Source organism: Pseudomonas sp. NY11955, assembly GCF_048068035.1.
GTDB lineage: Bacteria > Pseudomonadota > Gammaproteobacteria > Pseudomonadales > Pseudomonadaceae > Aquipseudomonas.
In genome coordinates, this window is the sequence record NZ_JBLUPS010000001.1 from 332,590 (window position 1) to 356,978 (window position 24,389).

Below are 24,389 nucleotides of genomic sequence, written 5' to 3' on the forward strand. Positions count from 1 at the left end.
GCCTTTGCCACCTTGCCGCTGTCCACCGCCATGCTGGCCAACCTGGACGCCCTCGGCTATGCCTCGATGACGCCGATCCAGGCCCAGAGCCTGCCGGTCATCCTCAAAGGCCAGGACCTGATCGCCCAGGCCAAGACCGGCAGCGGCAAGACCGCCGCCTTCGGCATCGGCCTGCTCAACCCGATCAACCCGCGCTACTTCGGCTGCCAGGCATTGGTGCTGTGCCCTACCCGCGAGCTCGCCGACCAGGTGGCCAAGGAGCTGCGCCGCCTGGCCCGCGCCGAGGACAACATCAAGATCCTGACCCTGTGCGGCGGCGTTTCGCTGGGCCCGCAAATCGCTTCGCTGGAGCACGGTGCGCACATCATCGTCGGCACCCCCGGGCGCATCCAGCAGCACCTGGACAAAGGCACCCTGGTACTCGACGGCCTGAACACCTTGGTACTCGACGAAGCCGACCGCATGCTCGACATGGGCTTCTTCGATGCCATCGCCAGCATCATCGGCAAGACCCCGTCGCGCCGCCAGACCCTGCTGTTCTCGGCCACCTACCCGGCGGGCATCAAGCAACTGGCCGCCGACTTCATGCGCAACCCGCAGCAGGTCAAGGTCGAGAGCTTGCACACCGACAACCAGATCGAACAGCGTTTCATCGAGATCGACCCGCAGCAGCGCCTGGAGGCTGTCACCCGTGTGCTCGGCCACTATCGCCCGCAGTCCTGCGTGGCGTTCTGCTTCACCAAGCAGCAGTGCGAGGACGTGGTTGCCCACCTGACCGCCAAGGGCATCGTCGCCCAGGCCCTGCACGGCGACCTGGAGCAGCGCGACCGTGACCAGGTGCTGACCATGTTCGCCAACCGCAGCAGCTCGGTGCTGGTGGCGACCGACGTGGCCGCCCGTGGCCTGGACATCGATGGCCTGGACATGGTCATCAACGTGGAGCTGGCGCGTGATGCGGAAATCCACGTGCACCGCGTGGGCCGTACTGGCCGTGCCGGCGAGAAAGGGATCGCGGTCAGCCTGGTGGCACCGGCCGAAGGCCACCGTGCCCAGGCCATCGAAACCTTGCAGAAGAGCCCACTGCGCTGGGACCAGCTGGACAGCCTGAAAAGCAAGGGCGGCGAGCCGCTGCTGCCGGTGATGACCACGCTGTGCATCGCCGCTGGCCGCAAGGACAAGCTGCGCCCGGGTGACATCCTGGGGGCACTGACCGGTGATGCCGGCATCCCAGGCAAGCAGGTGGGCAAGATCGCCATCTTCGACTTCCAGGCGTTCGTTGCCGTGGAGCGCGCGCTGGCCAAGCAGGCCATGCAGCGGCTGAACAGCGGCAAGATCAAGGGCCGCGCCCTGAAAGTCCGTATCGTCTGACCTATTTTGGGGCTGTTTTGCGGCCCTTTCGCGGCACAAGGCCGCTCCTACAAGGGATCGCGCATCTCCTGTAGGAGCGGCCTTGTGCCGCGAAAGGGCTGCAAAGCAGCCCCGGCAATTCTGAAGAGGTAACACCGTGCACTCCACCGACGTGATCATCCTCGGCGCCGGCGCCGCTGGCCTGATGTGCGCCCAGCTCAGCGCCCGCCGTGGCCGCCGAGTACTGCTGCTCGACCACGCCAACAAGCCAGGCAAGAAGATCCTCATGTCCGGCGGCGGGCGCTGCAACTTCACCAACATGTACACCGAGCCAGCCAACTTCCTGTCGCAGAATGCGCATTTCTGCAAGTCGGCCCTGGCCCGCTACACCCAGTGGGACTTCATCGAACTGGTGTGCAAGCACGGCGTGGCGTACCACGAGAAGAAGCTCGGCCAGCTGTTCTGCGACAACAAGGCCAGCGACATCCTCGACATGCTGCTGGCCGAATGCGACGAGGCCGGCGCCGAGATCCGCATGCACACCAGCATCGAACAGATCGAGAAGACCGAAACCGGCTACCTGCTGCAGACCAGCGGCGGCCAGTTCGCCTGCCAGTCGCTGGTAATCGCCACCGGCGGCCTGTCGATCCCGACCCTGGGCGCCACCGGTTTCGGCTACCAGGTGGCCCGCCAGTTCGGCCACACCCTGCTGCCGACCCGCGCCGGGCTGGTGCCGTTCACCATCACCGAGCCCCAACTCAAGGCACTGTGCACCGAGTTGTCCGGCACCTCGCTGGATTGCACCGCCAGCTGCAACGGCACCAGCTTCCGCGAGAACCTGCTGTTCACCCACCGCGGCCTGAGCGGCCCGGCGATCCTGCAGATATCGTCGTTCTGGGAGGCCGGTGACACGGTCGAGATCAACCTGCTGCCCGACCGCGATGCGCTGACCTGGCTGCAACAGATGCAGGCCGAACGCGCCAACGCCGAACTCAAGACCGTATTGGGCGAAGTGTTCACCCGCAAGCTGGCCAACCTGCTGGCCGAGCAGTGGTTCGAGTCCAAGCCGATGAAGCAGTACACCCCGGCGGAACTGGCACACATCGCCGAAAAACTGGCGAACTGGCAGGTGGTGCCGGCCGGCACCGAAGGCTACCGCACCGCCGAAGTGACCTTGGGCGGCGTGGATACCCGCGAAGTGTCGTCCAAGACCATGGAATCGCTGAAAAGCCCTGGGCTGTATTTCATCGGGGAAGTGCTGGACGTTACCGGCCACCTGGGCGGTTTCAACTTCCAGTGGGCTTGGGCATCGGCCAACGCCGCAGCGCAGTTCGTGTAGAGTAGAATCCATTCAGCAGCACGGAACGCTTCTTGCTGGCCCGTGCTGCACTGCATTCTTCGCTCACTGCCTAGCAGGCCATCATGTCATCGAGCTCGTTCCGTCAGTCACTGCGTCGCCTGTGGGGCCAAGACAAGTTCAGCTACAGCATCCGGGTCACCATCGCCCTTACCGGCAGCCTGGCCCTGTGCTGGTACCAGAACGAGATGGCCCTGCTGATTCCACTGTTCCTCGGCATCATCGCCAGCGCCCTGGCCGAAACCGACGACAGCTGGCAGGGCCGCCTCAGCGCCCTGGCCGTTACCCTGGTGTGTTTCGCCATCGCCGCACTGGCCGTCGAGTTGCTGTTCCCCTACCCCTGGTTTTTTGCCATTGCCCTGGCCTTGGCGGCGTTCGGCCTGACCATGCTCGGCGCCTTGGGCGAGCGCTATGGTGCGATTGCCTCGGCGACACTGATCACGGCGGTTTACACCATGATCGGTGTGGACCAACGCGGCGGCCAAGTGACGGACTTCTGGCACGAGCCGTTGCTGCTGGTGGCGGGCGCGGCGTGGTACGGGCTGCTTTCAGTGTTGTGGCAGGCTTTGTTCTCCAACCAGCCGGTGCAGCAGAGCCTGGCCAAACTGTTTTTCGAACTGGGCAGCTACCTCAAGCTCAAGGCCAGCCTGTTCGAACCCGTGCGCACTCTCGACGTCGAGGCCAGCCGCCTGGAGCTGGCCCAGCAGAACGGCAAGGTGGTAGCCGCGCTGAACGCCGCCAAGGAAATCATCCTGCACCGCGTGGGCAACAGCCAACCGAACTCGAAGGTCAGCCGCTACCTCAAGCTGTACTTCCTGGCCCAGGACATTCACGAGCGGGTCAGTGCCTCGCACTACCCCTACAACGCCCTGACCGAGGCGTTTTTCCACAGTGATGTGATGTTCCGCTGCCAGCGCCTGTTGCGTAAGCAGGGTTCGTCCTGCCAAGAGCTGGCCCGCTCGATCCGCCTGCGTCAGCCGTTCGTGCTGGCCAGCGGCTATCCCGAAGCCCTCGAGGACCTCAACGCTTCGCTTGAGCACCTGCGCATTCAGAGCAATCCGGCCTGGCGCGGGCTGTTGCGTTCGTTGCGAGCGTTGGCCGCCAACCTGGCGACACTGGACCGCCTGCTCAGTGCCGCCAGCAACCCGGACAGCCTGGCCGATGCCAGCGACAGCAGCCTGCTCGACCGCTCGCCACGTTCGCTGAAAGACGTGTGGACGCGCCTGCGCACCCAGCTCACACCGACCTCGCTGCTGTTTCGCCATGCCTTGCGCCTGCCGCTGGCGCTGTCGGTCGGCTACGGCATGGTGCACCTGATTCACCCGACCCAAGGCTATTGGATCATCCTCACCACGCTGTTCGTGTGCCAGCCCAACTACGGTGCAACCCGGCGTAAGCTGGTGCAGCGTATCTTTGGCACCGCCGTCGGACTGACGGTGGGCTGGGCTTTGTTCGACCTGTTCCCCAACCCGGTCATCCAGTCGTTGTTCGCCGTGGTTGCCGGTGTGGTGTTCTTCGTCAACCGTACCACCCGTTACACCCTGGCCACGGCGGCGATCACCCTGATGGTGCTGTTCTGCTTCAACCAGATCGGCGATGGCTACGGCCTGTTCCTGCCACGCCTGTTCGATACCTTGGTGGGCAGCCTGATTGCCATCCTTGCGGTGTTCCTGTTCCTGCCTGACTGGCAAGGGCGGCGGTTGAACAAGGCGCTGGCCAATACCCTGGCCTGCGCCAGCGTGTACCTGCGCCAGATCATGCAGCAATATGCCCATGGCAAGCGTGACGACCTGGCCTACCGCCTGGCCCGGCGCAATGCTCACAACGCCGACGCGGCGCTGTCCACCACCTTGGCCAACATGCTGATGGAGCCGGGGCATTTTCGTAAGGAGGCCGACGTTGGCTTCCGCTTCCTGGTGCTGTCGCACACCTTGCTCAGTTACCTCTCGGGGCTAGGCGCGCACCGCGACACGGCGTTGCCGGCGCAGGTGCAGGAGCAGTTGATCGAAGGTGCCGGGCAAAGCCTGGCCAGCAGCCTGGACGAGATCGCCAACGGTTTGGCGGCGCGGCTGCCGGTGGCGATTCACAGCGATGCCGAAGAGGCACTGGCCAATGCCCTGGAGCAGATGCCGGACGAGTTGGATGAACATCAGCGGTTGGTGCAGACGCAGCTGGCGTTGATTTGCCGGCAGTTGGGGCCATTGAGGACCTTGGCGGCGCACCTGATCAAGGAAGGCTCACCCAGCTGACTTCTGGGTTGTCTGGATCGGCCTCTTCGCGGGCTCGCCCGCGAAGAGGTCGATACAGAAGATAGAGATCAGAAGCCATGCTGGCGCAGCAGCCGGGCATAGCTGCCATCGGCCTTCATCGCCGCAATCGCCTGCTCGAACCGCTCGACGATCCGCTTATGCTCCGGGTGTTTCAGGCTGACCAGGATATGCAAGGTGTTCTCCCCCAACGGCGGCTCCACCAGCATCACCCCGTCACGCACTTCCTGCGGCTCGCGCTGCAGGTTGTAGCGGGCCACATACTCATCCTCCACCGCCAGGTTCACGCGCCCTGCCGCCAGCATGCGTACCGCTGAAGAAAAGTTGCGTACCGGCACCTTGTGCAGGCGGGTATCCCTGTCGAACTCCGGTGAATAGGCGTAATCACGCACTACAGCAATGCTGTAGGGGTACAGGTCGGACTGGTGCTTGTAGCGAAACGCCTCGCCCTTGCGCTGCAGCAGGCGAATGCGGTTACTCAGGTAGGCTTTGGAAAACTGCCCGATAGTGGCGCGTGCATCGTTGTACCAGGCATTGATCAACACGTCGTAGCGCCCTTCTCCTACCCCCAGCAGCGCTCGCGCCCAAGGCGCTTCTTCATAGCCGCTGCTGTAGCCGGCACGGGCCAGTGCCGTGGTGACGATGCTGGTCGCCAGGCCCCCGCCCGGCATGTTGGCATCGGTGAACGGTGGCCAGTTGTCGGCCACCAGGCGCAGCCTGTCGTGACCCGGGGCGGGTGTTGCCAGCATCAATGCCAGTAATCCCAGAACACAAAGCAGTGGCCGCATGCTCACGTCCTTTCGCAATGGAGGGCACACACTGTCGATGAGATTACACAAAGCTGTTGCCGAGGGCAGCGGCCAATAGTGTCATTTAGCCTCTATTTTGGCCGAAGCCCATGCAGCATGCGATGATCGAGGCCCATCCAAGGAGACCACGCCAATGTCCATCGACTGGCTCTGCAAGCATCACACCGACCTCGGCAAGGAACAGCTCTATGCCATTTTGCAGTTACGCACCGAAGTGTTCGTGGTCGAGCAGCGCTGCGCCTACCAGGAAGTCGATGGCCAGGACCTGAGCGGCGACACCCTGCACCTCATGGCCTGGCAGGAAGACAAGCTGGTGGCCTACCTGCGGCTGCTCGACCCGCAGTCACAAGGCGGGGACGTGGTGATCGGGCGGGTGGTGACCGCGCCCGCGGCGCGCGGGCTGAAGCTTGGTCATACATTGCTGCTCAAGGGGTTGGAAGCTGCGCAGCATTGCTGGCCGGGGGTGCCGGTTTATCTGTCGGCGCAGGCGCACTTGCAGGGTTTCTACGCCGGCCATGGGTTTGTGGTGGTGGGCGAGGAATATCTTGAAGATGACATTCCGCATATCGGCATGCGTAAAGGCTGATGCTACCCGGGTCACTGTGGGAGCGGGCGTGCCCGCGAAGCAGGCGCTGAGGTGGATGGCACGGGCTTCGCCCGTGTTCGCGGGCAAGCCCGCTCCTACAGGGAGCTGATCAGGGGTAACCCAGCACTTCGCGGATCTGCCGCAGGTGACGAATGATCCACTGCTTGTCGATCGCGCCCCAGTCATGAATGCGGTAATGCCCGGCATGGTTGCGTGCACCTTCCTGCTGTTCGAACTCGCAGACGATGTCCAAGTCGGCCAGGGCGGCGATGGTGTCCTGAGCCGTGCGCCGGGGCATGCCCGTGGCTTCCATCAGGGCGGGCACGCTGGTCGCGGTCTGGCTGTCGATCAGCCAGGCCACGTACAGGCGGCGGTAGAAGCTGCTCTTGGTCTTGCTCACTTCCATGCTGCATGTTCCTTAAAGATTGCCCGGCAGCTCCCGGTAGGTCAGGTAGACGCGCAGGTCGAATTCCAGTTGGTGATAGTCCGGCTCCATGTGCTGGCAGAGCTGGTAGAACGCCTTGTTGTGATCGCGCTCACGCAGGTGCGCCAACTCGTGCACCACGATCATGCGCAAGAACTGCGGCGCAGCCTCTTTGAACAACGAGGCAATGCGGATTTCCTTCTTCGCCTTGAGCTTGCCGCCCTGCACCCGCGACACTGCCGTGTTCAGGCCCAGGGCCCGGTGGGTCAGGTCGAGGCGGCTGTCGAACTGCACCTTGTCCAGGCTCGGCGCGCTGCGCAGGTACTGCTGACGCAGATCCTGGGCATAGCCGTACAGCGCCTTGTCGCTTTGCACGTCATGGCGGTCGGGGTAGCGGCGCTGCAGGTACTCACCCAGGCGGTCACTGTCGATCATCTGCCGCACCTGCTCCTGCAGGTGCGGGGGGTAGGCTTGCAAGTAACGTAATACGGTCATGGCGCTGTAATCGGCGTAACGAATGCCGATTCTAGCCAATCATGGCCCTGGCCAGGAGAAAATCGCCGGGAAACCACTGGCGTCCGAAGCAGTCATGGGATGAGCCACCAGAAAGCCCTGCACGTATTCGCAACCATTGGCCTTGAGCCAGGCCGCCTGGGCCGGGGTTTCCACGCCTTCGGCGATCACCGTGATGCGGTAATCGGCGCACAAGCCGATAACGCTGCGAACCAGGGCGACATCCACGGCAGAGTCGGGCAAGCGCGCCACCAGGTGGCGGTCGAGCTTCAAGGTGTCGATCGGCAAGTCTCGCAGCATGCGCAGCGAACAGTCACCTGCGCCAAAATCGTCCAATGCCACCCGCACCCCTAGCTCGCGCAAACGGTGTATCTGTTTGACGGCCGCATCGATGTTGTACATCAGCGACGTTTCCGCCACCTCCACCTCCAGCTGTGCCGGAACAAGCTGGTAAAGCTGGATGACCCGCCGCAGCTCTTCCACCAGGCCCGGCATGACGAACTGGGCGCGGCTCAGGCTGATGCCGAGCACAAGGTCCGCGGGAAAGCGTTCGTACCAGGCCTGGCGCTGAGCGGCCCCCTGGCGGTAGATCCAGCTGGCCAGGCGGTTGATCAGCCGCGCCTCCTCCAGCAACGGGATGAACAACCCCGGCGGCACATCGCCAACGCTGGGGTGCTGCCAGCGCAGCAGGGCTTCGAAGCCGCGCAGGCGGCCATCATTGAAGGACACCTGCGGCTGGTAGACCAAGGTGAAATCTTGCTGCTCGATGGCCGTGCGCACGCCGTCTTCGAGCATCAACCGCGAACGCGCCCGACCATTGAGTTCCTGGTCGTAGAAACGGTACTGCTGGCGCCCGGCCTGCTTGGCCGCGTACATCGCCGCGTCGGCTGCCCGTAGCAGGCCTTCTACATTTGCGCCGCAGTCCGGGTAGGTGGCGATGCCGATGCTGACCCCAAGACACACATCCAGCCCGTCTACCTCATGGCTGATGGAAACACGCTCAAGCAGCCGTTCGGCATATCGCCCGGCTTGCTCCGGGTAGGGCAAGCTGTCGAACAGTGCGGTGAACTCATCGCCGCCCATGCGCGCCAGCAAGGCCTCACTGCCCAGGCAGTCCTTGAGCTGCTCGGCCACCCAGCGCAGCACCCGGTCGCCGGCGTCGTGGCCGAGCGAATCGTTGATACGCTTGAAGCCGTCCAGGTCCATGTACATCAGCGCCTGCGCCTTGTCCGAACGCTCGTTGCGCAACAGCGCACCTTCGGCGGCCTGGTAGAAACCACGGCGGTTGAGCAGACCGGTGAGCGGGTCGGTAACGGCCTGGTATTCCAGTTGCTGGTGCAGGTTGCGCACCACCGACATGTCCAGCACGGTCACCACCATGGCCTGCTGGTCGGCCGGTAATGGCGCGCAGGACAACGCCACCGGCACCAGATCGCCCCCTTTGGTACGCAGCTGGGCATCGTGTACACGGAAAATCCGTCGCCCCAGATAAGCCTGGTAGAAGTCCGATTCACGCCACAGGCTGGCACTGGCCAGTTGCACCAGGTCGAGCAGGTGACTGCCCTGCAACTGCTGCACCGGTGCCGCCAGCAAGCGCGAAATGGCCGGGTTGGCAAAGCTGATGAGGCCTTGGGCATCCACGACCAGAATGCCCTCGGCGGCATTTTCCAGGATCGATGCATTGAAGGCCCTGGCCGCTTCCAGCTCGCGGCTCAGCTGCTGCAGCATGCGCCGGTTGCGCTGCTGGTCGAGCAGCGCCTGGACCTTGGGCTTGAGAATTTGCGGGTCGAACGGTTTGAACATGTAGTCCACGGCACCGCTGGCGTAGCCTTTGAGCACGGCAGCTTCGGACTGTTCGTTGGCGGTAAGGAAAATGATCGGGGTCAGCCGGGTACGCTGGCTGCCGCGCATCAGCCGGGCGACTTCAAAGCCATCCATTTCCGGCATCTGCACATCCAGCAACACCAGGTCGACTTCGTGTTCCAGCAACGCGCTCAAGGCTTCCATCCCCGAACTTGCCGTCAACACTTGCCAATCCTGCCGGGCCAGCAAGGCCCGCATGCTGATGAGGTTCTCGGGGTAGTCATCTACCACCAGTAGAACCGAGCTGCCATCCAGTGGCTGTGGTTGAGGGTGAGCGCCATCCATGCTGCATCTCTGTTTTGTGACCGACTGCAAAATACGGTTGGATCCATTAGTACTCTAGACCCGAGGCTGCGACACGCAATGCAATCAGAACGCTATCAGTGGTTCAACTGTACGTTAGCCGACTAACGGTCGCTCTGCCCGGAAATATACATACCCCGCGCCCACAGCAGTTCCGTGGGAGCGGGCATGCCCGCGAAGAAGCCAGCACGAATGGCACTTTCCATCGCCCATGAAAAAACCCGCATCGCTGCGGGTTTTTCAGGGCTGCCTGTGGATCAGTTGACCTTGGCGGCCAACTCACCTTTCAGGTAACGCTGGTACATGCCTTCCAGGGAGATCGGCTTGATCTTCGAGGCATTGCCAGCGGTGCCGAAGGCTTCGTAACGGGCGATGCACACGTCGCGCATGGCCTTGACGGTTTCACCGAAGAACTTGCGCGGGTCGAACTCGCTCGGGTTGGTCGCCATCAGGCGGCGCATGGCACCGGTAGAGGCCAGACGCAGGTCGGTGTCGATGTTGACCTTGCGCACGCCGTACTTGATGCCTTCGACGATCTCTTCAACCGGTACGCCGTAGGTTTCCTTGATGTCGCCGCCGTACTGGTTGATGATCGCCAGCCACTCTTGCGGTACCGAGGACGAACCGTGCATCACCAGGTGGGTGTTGGGGATGCGCTTGTGGATTTCCTTGATGCGGTCGATGGCCAGCACGTCACCGGTAGGGGGCTTGGTGAACTTGTAGGCACCATGGCTGGTACCGATGGCGATCGCCAGGGCGTCGACCTGGGTCTTCTTGACGAAGTCGGCGGCTTCTTCCGGGTCGGTCAGCATCTGGCTGTGGTCCAGCACGCCTTCAGCACCGATGCCGTCTTCTTCACCGGCCATGCCGGTTTCCAGCGAACCCAGGCAACCCAGCTCGCCTTCTACCGAAACGCCGCAAGCGTGCGCCATGGCAACGGTCTGCTGGGTAACGCGGACGTTGTACTCGTAGTCGGTCGGGGTCTTGCCGTCTTCACCCAGCGAGCCGTCCATCATCACCGAGCTGAAGCCCAGCTGGATCGAGCGCTGGCAGACGTCAGGGCTGGTGCCGTGGTCCTGGTGCATGCACACCGGGATGTGTGGGAACTCTTCGATGGCAGCCAAGATCAGGTGGCGCAGGAACGGGGCGCCGGCGTATTTGCGGGCACCGGCCGAAGCCTGGACGATCACCGGGGAGTCGGTCTTGTCGGCCGCTTCCATGATGGCGCGCATCTGCTCGAGGTTGTTGACGTTGAAAGCTGGTACGCCGTAACCGAACTCGGCGGCGTGGTCCAGCATCTGGCGCATGCTAATGAGTGCCATTGTGTATCTCTCTCCCGACAAGCGTCGTTTGTTTCGTGCAAGCCTGCCGCAGGGGCGGTTGCTGTTCAAGTAGTGTGGGCCACCCTCGCGGCCCGGCCAGTCACGGTGCCTTGCAGCCCCGCCCAATCAGATCGTTGGTTACCACCCAGTACACCAGGCCTTCTTCGCCCTTGGTGTGGAAGGCCAGCATGCCATCGCTGTACAGCGCGCCCGAGGCACCCGGCTCGGACTTGAGCCGGTAGACCTGGTCACCGCCGCCTAGGCGCACATCGACCTGGTCGCGTTGTGCATCGGCGAAGCGCCACAGCACTTCGGCCTGGGTGTCGCAGACCCAACGGGTCCAGTTGTCTGCCGGGGCCGGTTGCGCCGGCTTTAGCAGTGAGCATCCTGCCAGTGTCGCCAGGGCCGTCACGGCCAAAAGCGCTTTCATTGCATATCCTCTAGCTGACCACACAGCGGTCGCTTGGTTGCCTGAGCCGACGAAACGCCGGGTTCAAGGGCAGCCCGGCGCCTTGCGCTGGTGGTCTTCGTCGTACTTTTCCAGGCCTTCCGGGCCCACGCGCTTGCTGATGACCGGCACGGTTTCGGCCTGCCACTCGGACTGGTAGCAACCGCCCTTGGGCGGTTGCGCCGGGTCGCCATCGGAGGCCGGGCTGCCGGAGCAGGCACTCAACAGGCCAGCCAGCAGCATCACAGGCAATTGCTTGACCATCAGGCCACTCCCTTTGCCAAGCGCCGACGTCATCAGGCCTTGGCCCGCTCTTCCAGGATTGCCACCGCTGGCAGGACCTTGCCTTCGACGAACTCGAGGAAGGCACCACCACCGGTAGAAATGTAGGAGATTTCCTTGCTGACGCCATATTTGTCGATGGCTGCCAGGGTGTCACCGCCACCGGCGATGGAGAACGCGGCGCTGTCAGCGATGGCCTTGGCCAGCACCTTGGTGCCGTTGCCGAACTGGTCGAATTCGAACACACCGACCGGGCCGTTCCACAAAATGGTCTTGGACGACTTCAGCAGCTCGGCGAAGTTGGCCGCGGTTTGCGGGCCAATGTCCAGGATCATGTCGTCGGCGGCAACGTCGGCGATGGCCTTGACGGTGGCTTCGGCAGTTTCGGCGAATTCCTTGGCGACCACCACGTCGACCGGCAGCGGTACGCTGACCTTGGCAGCGATGGCTTTTGCGGTGTCGACCAGATCAGGCTCGTACAGCGACTTGCCCACCGGGTGGCCAGCCGCGGCCAGGAAGGTGTTGGCGATGCCGCCGCCGACGATCAGCTGGTCGCAGACGCTGCTCAAGCTGTTCAGCACGTCCAGCTTGGTGGACACCTTGGAGCCGGCAACGATCGCCGCCATCGGTTTGGCCGGGGCCTTCAGGGCCTTGCCCAGGGCATCCAGCTCGGCGGCCAGCAGCGGGCCGGCAGCCGCGACCTTGGCGAACTTGGCTACGCCATGGGTCGAGCCTTCGGCGCGGTGCGCGGTGCCGAAAGCGTCCATGACGAACACATCGCACAGGGCTGCGTACTTCTGCGCCAGTTCGTCAGCGTTCTTTTTCTCGCCTTTGTTGAAGCGAACGTTCTCGAACAGCACCAGGTCACCGGCCTTGACCTCGACACCGTCCAGGTAGTCGGCAACCAGCGGCACATCACGGCCCAGGGCGTTGCTCAGGTAGTCGGCGACCGGCTTGAGGCTGTTCTCGGCAGAGAACTCGCCTTCGGTTGGGCGGCCCAGGTGCGAGCAGACCATTACCGCCGCGCCCTTCTCCAGGGCCAGCTTGATGGTCGGCAGCGCTGCCAGGATACGCGCGTCGCTGGTTACCACACCGTCCTTCACAGGCACGTTGAGGTCTTCGCGGATCAGTACGCGCTTACCTTGCAGGTCGAGGTCGGTCATCTTCAACACGGTCATGAATGCAGTCCTTCAGGGCTGTTTGTTGCGGGTTGGGTGAACGACGTGCAGATAGTGTTCGGCAACGTCGAGCATACGGTTGGCGAACCCCCATTCGTTGTCGAACCAGGCCAGCAGGTTCACCAGGCGAGGGCCGGAAACACGGGTCTGGCTGGCATCGACGATCGCCGAATGCGGGTCATGGTTGAAATCACAGCTGGCGTGCGGCAGCTCGGTGTAGGCCAGCAAGCCTTTCAGCGGGCCTTCCAGCGCGGCCTCGCGCAGCACCTGGTTGACCTCGGCCGCACTGGTGTCGCGGGCGGTCTGCAGGGTGATGTCCAGGCACGAGACGTTGACGGTCGGCACACGTACCGCTTTGGCCTGGATTCGTCCGGCAAGTTCCGGCAGCAGGCGCTCGATGCCACGCGCCAGCCCCGTGGACACCGGGATCACCGACTGGAAGGCCGAACGCGTACGGCGCAGGTCTTCGTGGTGGTAGGCATCGATCACCGGCTGGTCGTTCATGGCCGAGTGGATGGTGGTGATCTGCACGTACTCGATGCCGAACGCCTGGTCCAGCACCCGCAGCAGCGGCACGCCGCAGTTGGTGGTGCACGAGGCGTTGGACACCAGGCGCTCGCTGCCGGTCAGGCAGGCCTGGTTGATGCCGTAGACCACCGTGGCGTCGACGTCGGCCTCGCTGGCCATCGGCTGCGAGAACAGCACCCTGGGCGCACCGGCGTCGAGGAAGCGCTGGCCATCGGCACGGGTGTTGTAGGCACCGGAACACTCCAGCACCAGGTCGATGCCCAGTGCAGCCCAGTCGATGCCTTCAGGGGTGGCACTGCGCATGACCTTCACGCAGTCGCCATTGATATGCAGACAGTCGCCGTCGACCTTCACCTCGCCGGGGAAGCGCCCGTGGGTGGAGTCGAAGCGCGTCAGGTATTCCAGGCTGGCCTGGTCGGCCAAATCGTTCAGTGCGACGATCTCGAAACCGGCCTTCGCCCCCCGCTCGAACAGCGCGCGCAGGACACAGCGGCCGATACGGCCATAACCGTTGAGTGCAACTTTGTAGGGACGCAGGTGGGACATAGGTAGCTCTTGAACTCCGGCAGTTGAACGGGGCCGCCATGCGGCCCATTCGCGGCACAAGGCCGCTCCTACAGGGGACGGCGTGCGCAATACCCTGTAGGAGCGGCCTTGTGCCGCGAACGAGGGCCAAAGGCCCTCGCCTTCCTTGTATCAGTCTTCCAGCAGCTCTTCGGCAGTGCCCAGGATGTTTTCCAGGGTGAAGCCGAACGCTTCGAACAGTGCCGAAGCCGGCGCCGACTCACCGTAGGTGGTCATGCCGATGATACGACCTTCCAGGCCGACGTACTTGTACCAGAAGTCGGCGTGGGCAGCTTCGATGGCGATGCGCGCACCGACTTCCAGCGGCAGCACGGACTGCTTGTAGGCGGCGTCCTGGGCATCGAACACGCTGGTGCACGGCATGGAAACCACGCGCACCTTGCGGCCTTGCTCGGTCAGCTTGTCGAAGGCCTGAACAGCCAGGCCCACTTCCGAACCGGTGGCGATCAGGATCAGCTCAGGCTCGCCAGCGCAGTCCTTGAGCACGTAGCCACCACGGCTGATGTCGGCGATCTGCTGGGCGTTGCGGTCCTGGTGCTGCAGGTTCTGACGCGAGAAGATCAGCGCCGAAGGGCCGTCCTTGCGCTCCAGGGCGTTTTTCCAGGACACGGCGGACTCCACCGCGTCGGCTGGGCGCCAGGTGTCCAGGTTCGGCGTGCTGCGCAGGCTGGTCAGCTGCTCGATCGGCTGGTGAGTCGGGCCGTCTTCGCCCAGGCCGATGGAGTCGTGGGTGTACACGTGGATCACGCGCTGCTTCATCAGCGCCGACATGCGCACGGCGTTGCGGGCGTATTCCATGAACATCAGGAAGGTCGCGCCGTAAGGCACCAGGCCACCGTGCAGGGCAACGCCGTTCATGATGGCGGTCATGCCGAACTCGCGCACGCCGTAGAACACGTAGTTGCCGCTGGCGTCATTGGCCTCGACACCCTTGCAACCTTTCCACAGGGTCAGGTTGGAGCCGGCCAGGTCGGCCGAACCGCCGAGGAACTCGGGCAGCAGCGGGCCGAAAGCGTTCAGGGCGTTCTGGCTGGCCTTGCGGCTGGCGATGGTTTCGCCTTTGGCAGCCACTTCGTTGATGTAGGCCTGGGCCTTCTCGCTGAAGTCGGCCGGCAGCTCGCCGCTGTCACGGCGCTTGAACTCGGCAGCCAGCTCAGGGTAGGCCTTGGCGTAGGCGTCGAAGCGCTGGTTCCAGTCGGCTTCGGCCTTGGCGCCGGCGGCCTTGGCATCCCACTCGGCATAAATGTCGGCTGGGATTTCGAATGGGCCGTGGTTCCAGTTCAGTTCCTTGCGGGCCAGGGCGATTTCATCGTTGCCCAGCGGGGCACCGTGGCAGTCTTCCTTGCCCTGCTTGTTCGGCGAGCCGAAACCGATGATGGTCTTGCAGCAGATCAGGGTCGGACGGTCGCTTTTGCGCGCCGTTTCGATGGCCATCTTGATTTCTTCGGCATCGTGGCCGTTGACGTTGCGGATCACCTGCCAGTTGTACGCCTCGAAGCGCGCCGGGGTGTTGTCGGTGAACCAGCCGTGCACTTCGCCGTCGATGGAAATGCCGTTGTCGTCGTAGAAGGCGATCAGCTTGTTCAGGCCCAGGGTGCCGGCCAGCGAGGCGACTTCGTGGGAGATACCTTCCATCATGCAGCCGTCGCCGAGGAACACATAGGTGTTGTGGTCGACGATGTTGTGGCCGTCACGGTTGAACTGGGCAGCCAGCACTTTTTCGGCCAGGGCGAAGCCCACGGCGTTGGCGATACCTTGGCCGAGCGGGCCAGTGGTGGTCTCGACGCCTGGGGTGTAGCCGTATTCCGGGTGGCCCGGGGTGCGGCTGTGCAGCTGGCGAAAGCCTTTGATGTCATCGATGGTGACGTCGTAGCCGGTCAGGTGCAGCAGCGAGTAGATCAGCATCGAGCCGTGGCCGTTGGACAGCACGAAGCGGTCACGGTCGGCGAAGCTCGGGTTGCTCGGGTTGTGCTTCAGATAGTCGCGCCAAAGCACTTCGGCGATATCCGCCATGCCCATGGGGGCACCTGGGTGGCCGCTGTTGGCCTTTTGCACGGCATCCATGCTGAGGGCACGAATGGCGTTGGCACGTTCACGACGGCTGGGCATCGCTGATCTCCTGGGGGGCTTGAATAGGTGGTGTCACGAAAAAAGGCGGCCATTTTCGCCCAGTGGGGGGGCTTGGGGCAATGACGTATGGTCGCAGTCGGGGGATTTTCCTGTGATTGGCATTCAATTCGGGGCAAAACCGGGTCAACCGCCCCGCTCATCACTCAATATCAAAACTTTTTGATATTGGCCTTGCTAGGGCATCGATGCCTGTCTAGACTGCCGCCCCATGAACCTCCGTGCGCAATCGATCCCCGAGCAACGCGAAGCATTGGCCGCCCTGTGCAAAGCCAGTGGCGACGCGTTGCGCCTGAACGTATTGCGCGCCCTGGCCAACGACTCGTTCGGCGTGCTGGAACTGGCGCAGATCTTCGACGTCGGTCAGTCGGGCATGAGCCACCACCTGAAGGTGCTGGCCCAGGCCGAGCTGGTGGCCACCCGGCGCGAAGGCAACGCCATCTTCTACCGCCGCGCCCTGCCCGATGGCCTGCGCCTGGGCGGTCGGCTGCATGCGGCGCTGCTCGAAGAGGTCGACGAGCTGGCCCTGCCGCCCGATGTGCAGGCGCGAATCGCCCTGGTACAGCAGCGCCGCGCGGCCACCAGCCAGGACTTCTTCCTGCGCGTGGAGGAGAAGTTCCGCGCCCAGCAAGACCTGATCGCCGGCCTGCCGCAGTACCGCGAAAGCCTGCTGGCGCTGCTCGACAAGCTGCATTTCGACCCGGCCGCCAGCGCCCTGGAGGTCGGCCCCGGTGACGGTGGCTTCCTGCCTGACCTGGCCCGGCGCTTCGCCCAGGTCACCGCCCTGGACAACAGCCCGACCATGCTCGAACTGGCGCGCCAGGTGTGCCAGCGCGAAGGGCTCGACAACGTGAACCTGCAGTTGGCCGATGCACTGGGTGCAACGGATGTGGCCGCCGACTGCGTTGTGCTGAACATGGTGCTGCACCATTTCAGCGACCCGGCCCTGGCCTTGCGTCAGCTGGCCAAACGGGTGAAGGCAGGCGGCAGCCTGCTGGTCACCGAATTGTGCAGCCATGACCAGGGGTGGGCGCGGGATGCCTGCGGCGACCTGTGGCTTGGCTTTGAACAGGACGACCTGGCGCGCTGGGCCAACGCTGCCGGGCTGGCCCATGGGGACAGCCTGTACGTAGGCTTGCGTAACGGTTTCCAGATCCAGGTCCGCCATTTCCAGCGGACGGCTGGCGACATACACCATCGGTAAATTTCAGGAACCTTCGAGATGAGCGAATACTCCCTTTTCACCTCCGAGTCCGTGTCCGAAGGGCATCCGGACAAGATCGCCGACCAGATTTCGGACGCCGTCCTTGATGCCATCATCGCCCAGGACAAATACGCCCGCGTAGCCTGCGAAACCCTGGTCAAGACCGGTGTCGCCATCATTGCCGGCGAAGTGACCACTTCGGCCTGGGTCGACCTGGAAGACCTGGTGCGCAAGGTCATCATCGACATCGGCTACAACAGCTCCGACGTCGGCTTCGACGGCGCCACCTGCGCCGTGATGAACATCATCGGCAAGCAGTCGGTAGACATCGCCCAGGGCGTGGACCGCTCCAAGCCGGAAGACCAGGGCGCCGGTGACCAGGGCCTGATGTTCGGCTATGCCAGCAACGAAACCGAAGTGCTGATGCCAGCACCGATCTGCTTCTCGCACCGTCTGGTCGAGCGCCAGGCCGAAGCGCGCAAGTCTGGCCTGCTGCCATGGCTGCGCCCGGACGCCAAGTCGCAGGTCACCTGCCGCTACGAAAATGGCAAGGTAGTCGGTATCGACGCCGTGGTGCTGTCGACCCAGCACAACCCAGAGGTGTCGCAGAAAGACCTGCAAGAAGCCGTGATGGAGCTGATCGTCAAGCACACCCTGCCTGCCGAACTGCTGCACAAGGGCACCCAGTACCACATCAACCCGACCGGCAACTTCATCATCGGTGGCCCGGTGGGTGACTGCGGCCTGACCGGCCGCAAGATCATCGTCGACTCCTACGGCGGCATGGCCCGCCACGGTGGTGGCGCGTTCTCCGGCAAGGACCCGTCCAAGGTCGACCGTTCCGCCGCCTACGCCGGCCGCTACGTGGCCAAGAACATCGTCGCCGCTGGCCTGGCCGAGCGTTGCGAGATCCAGGTGTCCTACGCCATTGGCGTGGCCCAGCCGACCTCCATTTCGATCAACACCTTCGGCACCGGCAAGGTCTCCGACGACAAGATCATCCAGCTGGTGCGCGAGTGCTTCGACCTGCGTCCATACGCCATCACCACCATGCTCGACCTGCTGCACCCGATGTATCAGGAAACCGCTGCCTACGGCCACTTCGGCCGCACCCCGCAGCAGAAGACTGTCGGCGACGACACCTTCACCACCTTCACCTGGGAGCGCACTGACCGCGCCCAGTCGCTGCGTGACGCTGCCGGCCTGTAAGCTTCCTACAGCACCAGGCGAAAGCCCCTGCCGAGCGATCGGCAGGGGCTTTTTTGTGCTTGTCATGGCATCTTCATCGACTGTGAGATCGAGCGCCGCCCGCGCGGCGCTTCGCAGCACAAGGCTGCTCCCACATTTGTTTCGGACCAGTTATCACTGCACCAGGTGGGTTGCAGCCTGGGTGCATGACAGGGGATGGGTAGGAAGTTGTTGCCACCCCCGATATCGAATGGAACAAACAAGGCGGCCAAAGGTGGCCTCACAGGAGAGACTGGCCCGAAACAAATGTGGGAGCAGCCTTGTGCTGCGAAGCGCCGCGCGGGCGGCGCGCGATTCGCGCACCACCGCAACCCCAAGACAAGCACCTGGGAAACATCACCTGACAACTGCACTCACCAAGCGCCCGTCTGCCCGCCTACGCTAAGCGCTCACCCCGCCACGCAAGGATGCTGGCCATGCTGTACGCCAAGTTGCTCACCCTGTTGCTGTTGCTGCAGGCCCCACTGGCCTGGACCGCCTCATGCCCCGACTGGAATCTGCAAAAGGCCGAGGCCGAAGTCGCGCAACTGCAGGCCACCCTTACCCACTGGGACGATCACTACCATCGCCGGGGCGTCGCACTGGTGGCCGATGAGCTTTACGACCAAAGCCGCCAACATCTGGCGCACCTGCAACAGTGCTTCGGCCTCGCGGTCAGCCCATCGCCCCTGGCCAGCGCGCGCGGCCCGGTGCCTCACCCTGTGCCGCATACTGGCGTCGACAAGCTGACGGACCACCAGGCCGTGACGCGCTGGATGACCGGCAAGACCGGGGTTTGGGTACAGCCCAAGGTCGACGGTGTCGCAGTCTCCCTCAGTTATCGAAAAGGCCGACTGGTACAGCTGATCAGCCGGGGGGACGGGGTGCAGGGGCATGACTGGAGCCGGCACATTCCCCAGCTCGACGCAATCACCCGGCAGTTGCCGCAGGCGATCGACCTGCACTTGCAAGGTGAGCTGTACTTGCGTCTGAACGAACACGTACAAGCCAAGGCAGGCGGAGCCAACGCACGCGGTACGGTGGCTGGGCTGCTGGCACGCAAGCAACTGACCCGCGCGCAAGGGAACGCAATCGGCCTGTTCGTGTGGGACTGGCCGCACGGCCCCGATCAACAGGCCGATCGCCTCGCGCAGCTGGCACAATTGGGTTTCCCGGATAGCCAGCATTACAGCATCGCCATCGACACGCTGGCGGATGCAGCGCACTGGCGTGAGCACTGGTACCGCTCACCCCTGCCCTTCGCCAGCGACGGCGTGATCCTGCGCCAGAGCAGCCGGCCGCCCGCCGAGCGCTGGCAGGCCAAGGCACCGTACTGGATCGCGGCCTGGAAGTACCCCTATGCGCAAACCTTGGCCGAAGTACGCGACGTGCGCTTTCGAGTCGGCCGCACAGGCAGGGTCACGCCAGTGCTGCACGTGCAGCCGGTAACGCTCGATGACCGACGCATATCCCAGGTCAGCCTTGGGTCGCTGCCGCGCTGGCAAGCCTTGGATATTCGTCCCGGCGACCAAGTGGCCATCAGCCTTGCCGGGTTGACCATTCCCCGCCTCGAGCACGTCGTGCACCGCGCAGTCGAACGCCAACCGCTGGCCGCGCCTGCGCCCGAGCAGCATCATGCCCACAGTTGCTGGCAGGCCAGCGTGGGCTGCGAGGAACAATTCATTGCCCGGCTCACCTGGCTCAGCGGCAAACAAGGCCTGGCCTTGCCGCGCACGGGGCCTGGCACATGGCGTCGGCTAGTGGAGGCCAACCTGGTCACTTCGATGACCGATTGGCTGCAACTCGATGTCGAGCGTCTGCAGCAGGTACCTGGAATAAGCCACCTCACAGCGCAACAGCTGCTGGGCAGTTTCGACCAAGCCCGCTCACGCCCCTTTGATCAGTGGCTGCGCGGCCTTGGCGCGCCCATCGGCAAACATTTGCAACTGACGGGCGACTGGCCACAGCTGGCATCACGCAGTGCCGGGCAATGGCAGGCCGTGCCCGGCATCGGTGCAAAACGCTCGCAGCAACTGGTGGAGTTCTTCACGGCCTATGAGGTACAAGCCATTGCCGCACGGTTAGCGGACACCGGCATTGAAGGGTTCCTGGCCACGCACCCGCACAATGGGCAATGATTTTTTACCAAATAGCTTGCAAGAAAACCCAAGATTGAGCCGGAAAACCTCACCAAGGGTTTCTAAATGGGCAAAACCAAGGCAGGATTTCCACCAACTTTTGCTCCCCCGCCCCGTTCAGGAGGCTTTTCATGAAACGTATTTCGACTCTTTTCCTGCTCGCAACACTGGGCCTGGCTGCGGGTGCCGTGCAAGCCGCCCAGCCAGACCCGGGCCTGACCGGTTGCGCCGCCAAGCGCAGCGCCATCGAGAACCAGCTGAAGATTGCCCGTGACCACGGTAACAGCGACCAGATCGCAGGGCTGGAAGAAGCGCTGCGCGGCGTAGACAACTGCACCGATGCCAGCCTGCGCAAAGAGCGCGAGCAGAAGGTGCTCGATGCACGCCATGAAGTGGCGCAGCGGGAAAAGGACTTGAAGAAGGCCGAGAAGAAGGGCGACGCCGAGAAGATCAACAAGCGCAAGGACAAGCTGGCCGAGTCGCGTAAAGAGCTCCAGGAAGCCGTGGACGATCTGGATCGCTAAGCAGTCGCGGTCCTTGTAGGAGCGGGCTTGCCCGCGAAAAATGCGACGCGGTGCATGGCACCGGCTTCGCCGGTGTTCGCGGGCAAGCCCGCTCCTACAAGGGCCCGTACGGCCAGCGCAACCATTCAGTGATTACGAAACTCGGTATGGCAGGCTTTGCACGCGGCTTCGACCTTATCCATCGGTACCTTCAACTGCGTAGCGTCCAGCGGCTGGCTGCGGGTTGCCCCAACCAGTTCGCCGGTAACGCCCTCCAACTGCCGGGCCAGGTCATGAAATCGTGCCTGGCGCTCCCATACTTCGGCACGGGCCGCGCTGTCGCCACCATCTCGTACCTGTGGAAAGTGTTGCCAAGGCTGATGCGCAAGGCCGTCCAGCTTCAGCGCACCGTCGGCGAACTTCACCCCGTCGAACGGCAACCGGCCACGCAGCATGCCGCCCAGGTCCTCGCTGGTCTTGAGCATGTCCTTGAAGATCACCTTGCGCTTGCCCAGCGGCGAGTTCGGGTCAACTCGGTCACAACCACTCACGGCCAGCATGGCCAGCAGAACAACGGTCAATCGCTTCAACATCACGCTCACTTCGGCCTACGCACATGGGCGGCCAGTATCGCTGCCCAAGGGCCAAAGACCAATAGCCACATAAAAAACAGGGGCGAATCTTCATGTTCGCCCATGACAGGAATGCATACATGAAATCTGCCCTGCGCCACCTGGCCTGGACACTGCCGGTGCTGGCCTTGCTAGCCGGTTGCAACGGCGGCGAAAACGCCAAGCCCGAGCCCCACGCCATCGCCACCTACGCCCCGGCCACTTGGAAAGACCTGCCCGCGGTCAGCGATGAAGACCTGCTAGCCGGCTTCTACGCCTGGCGCAGCGGCTGCGAGAAACTCAAGCGCGACGCGGTGTGGGCCGCCACCTGCGAAGCAGCCGGCAACGCCACGGCCAGCGCCGCCCAGGTGCGTACCTTCCTTGAACAGAACTTGCAGGTATACGGCCTGCGCTCCGCCGAAAACAACGCCAACGGCCTGATTACCGGTTACTACGAACCGGTCTACCCCGGCAGCCTGAGCCAATCGGCAACCAACCATGTGGCGGTCTACGGCATCCCTGAAGACATGATCGTGGTCGACCTGGCCAGCGTGTACCCCGAACTCAAGGGTAAACGCTTGCGCGGCCGGCTTGATGGCCGGGTGCTCAAACCCTACGACACGGCCGAAGAGATCAACCGTAACGGCGTCAAGGCCCCCGTCCTGGCCTGGCTGACTGACCCGATGGACCTGCAGTTCCTGCAAATCCAGGGCTCCGGCCGTGTACAACTGGAAGACGGCCGTCAGCTGCGCCTGGGCTATGCCGACCAGAACGGCCACCCCTACCGGCCGATCGGCCGCTGGCTGGTGGAACAGGGCCAGTTGAAGAAAGAGGACGTGAGCATGGGAGCCATTCATGCCTGGGCCCAGGCCAATCCGCAGCGCGTACCGGAACTGCTGGCCAGTAACCCCAGCTACGTGTTCTTCAGCACCCGCCCGGACAGCAACGAAGGCCCTCGCGGTTCGCTTAACGTACCGCTCACTGCTGGCTACAGCGTGGCCATCGACCGCAAGGTGATTCCGCTGGGCAGCCTGCTGTGGCTGTCGACCACACGCCCGGACGGCTCGCCGGTGGTACGACCGGTAGGCGCGCAGGACACCGGTGGGGCGATTGCGGGCGAAGTGCGGGCCGACCTGTTCTGGGGGACCGGGCCAGAAGCCGGCGAACTGGCCGGGAACATGAAGCAGCAAGGACAGATCTGGATGTTGTGGCCCAAGGGCCAACCACTGCCTGAAGTACCAAAAGTGCTTTGATCGGCGGTGGTTTTTTCGCGGGCTTGCCCGCTCCCACAGGTACACCACAGTGTTCGAAGGCTGTGAGGCACCTGTGGGAGCAGGCAAGACCGCGAAGAACGCAACGCGGTTTCAGATGGAAACCACGAAGAACGACACGATCAGTGCCAAGCCGGCAAACCACACCAGCGAGCGCAAGGCGGCCCAATCAGCCAAGTAGCAGATGATGTACAGCAAGCGGCTGGTGATATACATCACCCCCAATACATCCTGGGTCACCTGCTCGGCATTGCCGACGATATCCGCCACCAGCACCGCCGCGGCAAACGCCGGGAACGCCTCGTAGCCATTCTGCTGCGCAGCATGGGCACGCCGTGGCAAGCCCGACAGGGTATCGAGGAAAGCACGGGGATCGTGATTGTCCTTGAGGCCGAAGCGGCCACTGCTCACCTTGGCAATCAAGGCGCAAAGCGGGTTCAACAGCAGCGCGATCAGGATGCACCACAGGGCAACGGTCATGCTCAGGACTCCTTGTTCGAAAATGGGTTAGAGCTTCATCACCAGCATGCCTGCCAGGACCAGCCCGCAAGCTAGGAGTCTCGGCCCGCCAAAAGGTTCTTTGAGGTAACGCATACCCAACAGCACCACCAGGATCACGCTCAACTCCCGTAGCGCTGCCGCCTCGGCCACCGACCCCAGGTGCATGGCCCACAACACCAGGGCATAACTGAACAATACGCAGAAACCTACCGCCAAACCCAAGCGCCATTGCGTTCGCCAGAACAGGACGAACGGCGCTCGCCGCGCCACACCGGCCAGCAACGGGAATTGCCAGGCGCTGAGCAGGGTCAGCCACACCAGGTAATCCCACGGCTTGCCCCACAGGCGCACGGCTTGGCCATCGAACCAGGTGTAGCACCCGATGCACAGACCAATCAATGCAACGACCGGTAGCATCGACCAGGGTAGCCGGTCACCGCCGCCGCCCTGCCACAACAGGCACGCCATGCCGCAAGGGATCAGCAGGATGCCGATGATCTGCTGCTGGCTCAGCGATTCGCCGGCGAAGGCCAGGGTGAGCCCCAGCACCACCAACGGCGACAGACCGCGCATCAGAGGATAGACCAGCCCCAGGTCGCCCACGCGGTAGGCCTGGATCAGCAAATAGCGGTACAACTGCTCGGCCAGCGCCGAGGCGATCAACCAGGGCCAGATTTCGGCCGGCGGCACATCGACAAAGGCTACAGCCAGCACCGCGAAGGCCAGCGCTACCGTGTCCATGCTGGCAATGACCAGCAAGCGCTCGCCACTGAATTTGATCAGGGTATTCCAGGTCGCATGCAGCAGGGCGGCGACCAGCACCAGGGATGTTGCCAACACGCCTTCTTATCCTTGTGAGGTTTTTCAGGGGTGAATATATAGCGTTCCATGAACCCGCTCCCACAAGGTAGGCAATACCTGCTCCATGCGGGAACGATTTGGACTAATCCGGTCAAACGCTGTGTCCCGAACCCCGCGCCAGGTCATCAAAGAAC

Annotated in this window: 22 protein-coding genes; 9 read left to right on the top strand and 13 right to left on the bottom strand. The window is 63.4% G+C overall.

From position 1 onward, the window contains the following. Positions 1 to 30: 30 nt before the first annotated feature. The 3 genes from dbpA to yccS all read left to right on the top strand — a co-directional run bounded on the left by dbpA (position 31) and on the right by yccS (position 4,953). On the top strand, positions 31 to 1,368 hold the full coding sequence (gene dbpA / locus ACNFBR_RS01485) for an ATP-dependent RNA helicase DbpA (protein WP_416733605.1): 1,338 nt from the start codon (positions 31 to 33) through the stop codon (positions 1,366 to 1,368). A 136-nt stretch (positions 1,369 to 1,504) separates the two neighbouring features. Next, on the top strand, positions 1,505 to 2,686 hold the full coding sequence (locus ACNFBR_RS01490) for an NAD(P)/FAD-dependent oxidoreductase (RefSeq protein ID WP_416733391.1): 1,182 nt from the start codon (positions 1,505 to 1,507) through the stop codon (positions 2,684 to 2,686). An 83-nt stretch (positions 2,687 to 2,769) separates the two neighbouring features. Next, positions 2,770 to 4,953 (top strand): YccS family putative transporter, encoded by a 2,184-nt coding sequence (yccS, locus tag ACNFBR_RS01495; protein WP_416733392.1) that lies wholly within the window; start codon positions 2,770 to 2,772, stop codon positions 4,951 to 4,953. Positions 4,954 to 5,021: 68 nt separating this feature from the next. On the opposite strand, the gene ACNFBR_RS01500 is transcribed toward yccS, so the two are convergent. Further along, a complete protein-coding gene (locus ACNFBR_RS01500) occupies positions 5,022 to 5,759 on the bottom strand; it encodes a substrate-binding periplasmic protein (RefSeq protein ID WP_416733393.1) in 738 nt (245 codons plus the stop codon). A gap of 154 nt (positions 5,760 to 5,913) precedes the next feature. Here ACNFBR_RS01500 and ACNFBR_RS01505 point away from each other — a divergent pair, with 154 nt between their 5' ends. Beyond that, positions 5,914 to 6,366: a GNAT family N-acetyltransferase gene (locus ACNFBR_RS01505; protein ID WP_416733394.1), complete on the top strand. Its 453-nt coding sequence runs from the start codon at positions 5,914 to 5,916 to the stop codon at positions 6,364 to 6,366. Positions 6,367 to 6,475: 109 nt separating this feature from the next. Here ACNFBR_RS01505 and ACNFBR_RS01510 read toward each other — a convergent pair whose 3' ends face one another. The 9 genes from ACNFBR_RS01510 to tkt form a co-directional block, all read right to left on the bottom strand. Further along, positions 6,476 to 6,772, bottom strand: coding sequence for a winged helix-turn-helix domain-containing protein (locus ACNFBR_RS01510; protein WP_003249396.1), 297 nt, complete (start codon positions 6,770 to 6,772; stop codon positions 6,476 to 6,478). 12 nt (positions 6,773 to 6,784) lie between these two features. Beyond that, positions 6,785 to 7,285 carry a M48 family metallopeptidase gene (locus ACNFBR_RS01515; RefSeq protein WP_416733395.1) on the bottom strand — a complete coding sequence of 167 codons (501 nt, stop codon included), beginning with the start codon at positions 7,283 to 7,285 and terminating at the stop codon, positions 6,785 to 6,787. Positions 7,286 to 7,324: 39 nt separating this feature from the next. Then, positions 7,325 to 9,451 carry a putative bifunctional diguanylate cyclase/phosphodiesterase gene (locus ACNFBR_RS01520; RefSeq protein WP_416733396.1) on the bottom strand — a complete coding sequence of 709 codons (2,127 nt, stop codon included), beginning with the start codon at positions 9,449 to 9,451 and terminating at the stop codon, positions 7,325 to 7,327. Positions 9,452 to 9,726: 275 nt separating this feature from the next. Next, entirely contained in the window at positions 9,727 to 10,791 is a 1,065-nt protein-coding gene (gene fba, locus ACNFBR_RS01525; RefSeq protein WP_012274520.1) for a class II fructose-bisphosphate aldolase, read from the bottom strand. A gap of 100 nt (positions 10,792 to 10,891) precedes the next feature. Continuing rightward, positions 10,892 to 11,221 carry an MliC family protein gene (locus ACNFBR_RS01530; protein ID WP_416733397.1) on the bottom strand — a complete coding sequence of 110 codons (330 nt, stop codon included), beginning with the start codon at positions 11,219 to 11,221 and terminating at the stop codon, positions 10,892 to 10,894. A gap of 63 nt (positions 11,222 to 11,284) precedes the next feature. Then, positions 11,285 to 11,536 (bottom strand): hypothetical protein, encoded by a 252-nt coding sequence (locus ACNFBR_RS01535; protein WP_416733398.1) that lies wholly within the window; start codon positions 11,534 to 11,536, stop codon positions 11,285 to 11,287. Further along, positions 11,536 to 12,699 carry a phosphoglycerate kinase gene (locus ACNFBR_RS01540; RefSeq protein WP_416733399.1) on the bottom strand — a complete coding sequence of 388 codons (1,164 nt, stop codon included), beginning with the start codon at positions 12,697 to 12,699 and terminating at the stop codon, positions 11,536 to 11,538. The genes ACNFBR_RS01535 and ACNFBR_RS01540 overlap by 1 nt, the downstream gene beginning before the upstream one ends. A 12-nt stretch (positions 12,700 to 12,711) precedes the next feature. After that, positions 12,712 to 13,773: an erythrose-4-phosphate dehydrogenase gene (gene epd / locus ACNFBR_RS01545; RefSeq protein WP_416733400.1), complete on the bottom strand. Its 1,062-nt coding sequence runs from the start codon at positions 13,771 to 13,773 to the stop codon at positions 12,712 to 12,714. Between the two features lie 150 nt (positions 13,774 to 13,923). Then, positions 13,924 to 15,921, bottom strand: coding sequence for a transketolase (gene tkt, locus ACNFBR_RS01550; RefSeq protein WP_416733401.1), 1,998 nt, complete (start codon positions 15,919 to 15,921; stop codon positions 13,924 to 13,926). A gap of 229 nt (positions 15,922 to 16,150) precedes the next feature. On the opposite strand from tkt, the gene ACNFBR_RS01555 reads away from it, so the two are divergent. The 4 genes from ACNFBR_RS01555 to ACNFBR_RS01570 all read left to right on the top strand — a co-directional run bounded on the left by ACNFBR_RS01555 (position 16,151) and on the right by ACNFBR_RS01570 (position 21,032). Continuing rightward, a complete protein-coding gene (locus tag ACNFBR_RS01555; RefSeq protein ID WP_416733402.1) occupies positions 16,151 to 17,143 on the top strand; it encodes an ArsR/SmtB family transcription factor in 993 nt (330 codons plus the stop codon). An 18-nt stretch (positions 17,144 to 17,161) separates the two neighbouring features. Further along, the gene (gene metK / locus ACNFBR_RS01560) at positions 17,162 to 18,352 is read left to right on the top strand and encodes a methionine adenosyltransferase (protein WP_003249375.1); all 1,191 of its coding nucleotides are present in this window, start codon (positions 17,162 to 17,164) and stop codon (positions 18,350 to 18,352) included. 455 nt (positions 18,353 to 18,807) lie between these two features. Next, positions 18,808 to 20,508 (top strand): NAD-dependent DNA ligase LigB, encoded by a 1,701-nt coding sequence (gene ligB, locus ACNFBR_RS01565; RefSeq protein WP_416733403.1) that lies wholly within the window; start codon positions 18,808 to 18,810, stop codon positions 20,506 to 20,508. A gap of 131 nt (positions 20,509 to 20,639) precedes the next feature. Beyond that, positions 20,640 to 21,032 (top strand): DUF1090 domain-containing protein, encoded by a 393-nt coding sequence (locus ACNFBR_RS01570; protein WP_416733404.1) that lies wholly within the window; start codon positions 20,640 to 20,642, stop codon positions 21,030 to 21,032. Positions 21,033 to 21,157: 125 nt separating this feature from the next. On the opposite strand, the gene ACNFBR_RS01575 is transcribed toward ACNFBR_RS01570, so the two are convergent. Continuing rightward, complete coding sequence (locus tag ACNFBR_RS01575; RefSeq protein WP_416733405.1) at positions 21,158 to 21,604, bottom strand: c-type cytochrome; 447 nt, start codon at positions 21,602 to 21,604, stop codon at positions 21,158 to 21,160. Positions 21,605 to 21,723: 119 nt separating this feature from the next. Between ACNFBR_RS01575 and ACNFBR_RS01580 the strand changes: the two genes are divergently transcribed. After that, complete coding sequence (locus tag ACNFBR_RS01580) at positions 21,724 to 22,875, top strand: murein transglycosylase A (RefSeq protein ID WP_416733406.1); 1,152 nt, start codon at positions 21,724 to 21,726, stop codon at positions 22,873 to 22,875. Between the two features lie 111 nt (positions 22,876 to 22,986). Here ACNFBR_RS01580 and ACNFBR_RS01585 read toward each other — a convergent pair whose 3' ends face one another. Both ACNFBR_RS01585 and ACNFBR_RS01590 read right to left on the bottom strand, forming a co-directional pair. Next, positions 22,987 to 23,373 (bottom strand): MAPEG family protein, encoded by a 387-nt coding sequence (locus ACNFBR_RS01585; protein WP_119371649.1) that lies wholly within the window; start codon positions 23,371 to 23,373, stop codon positions 22,987 to 22,989. Positions 23,374 to 23,400: 27 nt separating this feature from the next. Beyond that, positions 23,401 to 24,234, bottom strand: a complete 834-nt coding sequence (locus ACNFBR_RS01590) for an EamA family transporter (protein WP_416733407.1) — start codon at positions 24,232 to 24,234, stop codon at positions 23,401 to 23,403. Positions 24,235 to 24,389 lie beyond the last annotated feature (155 nt).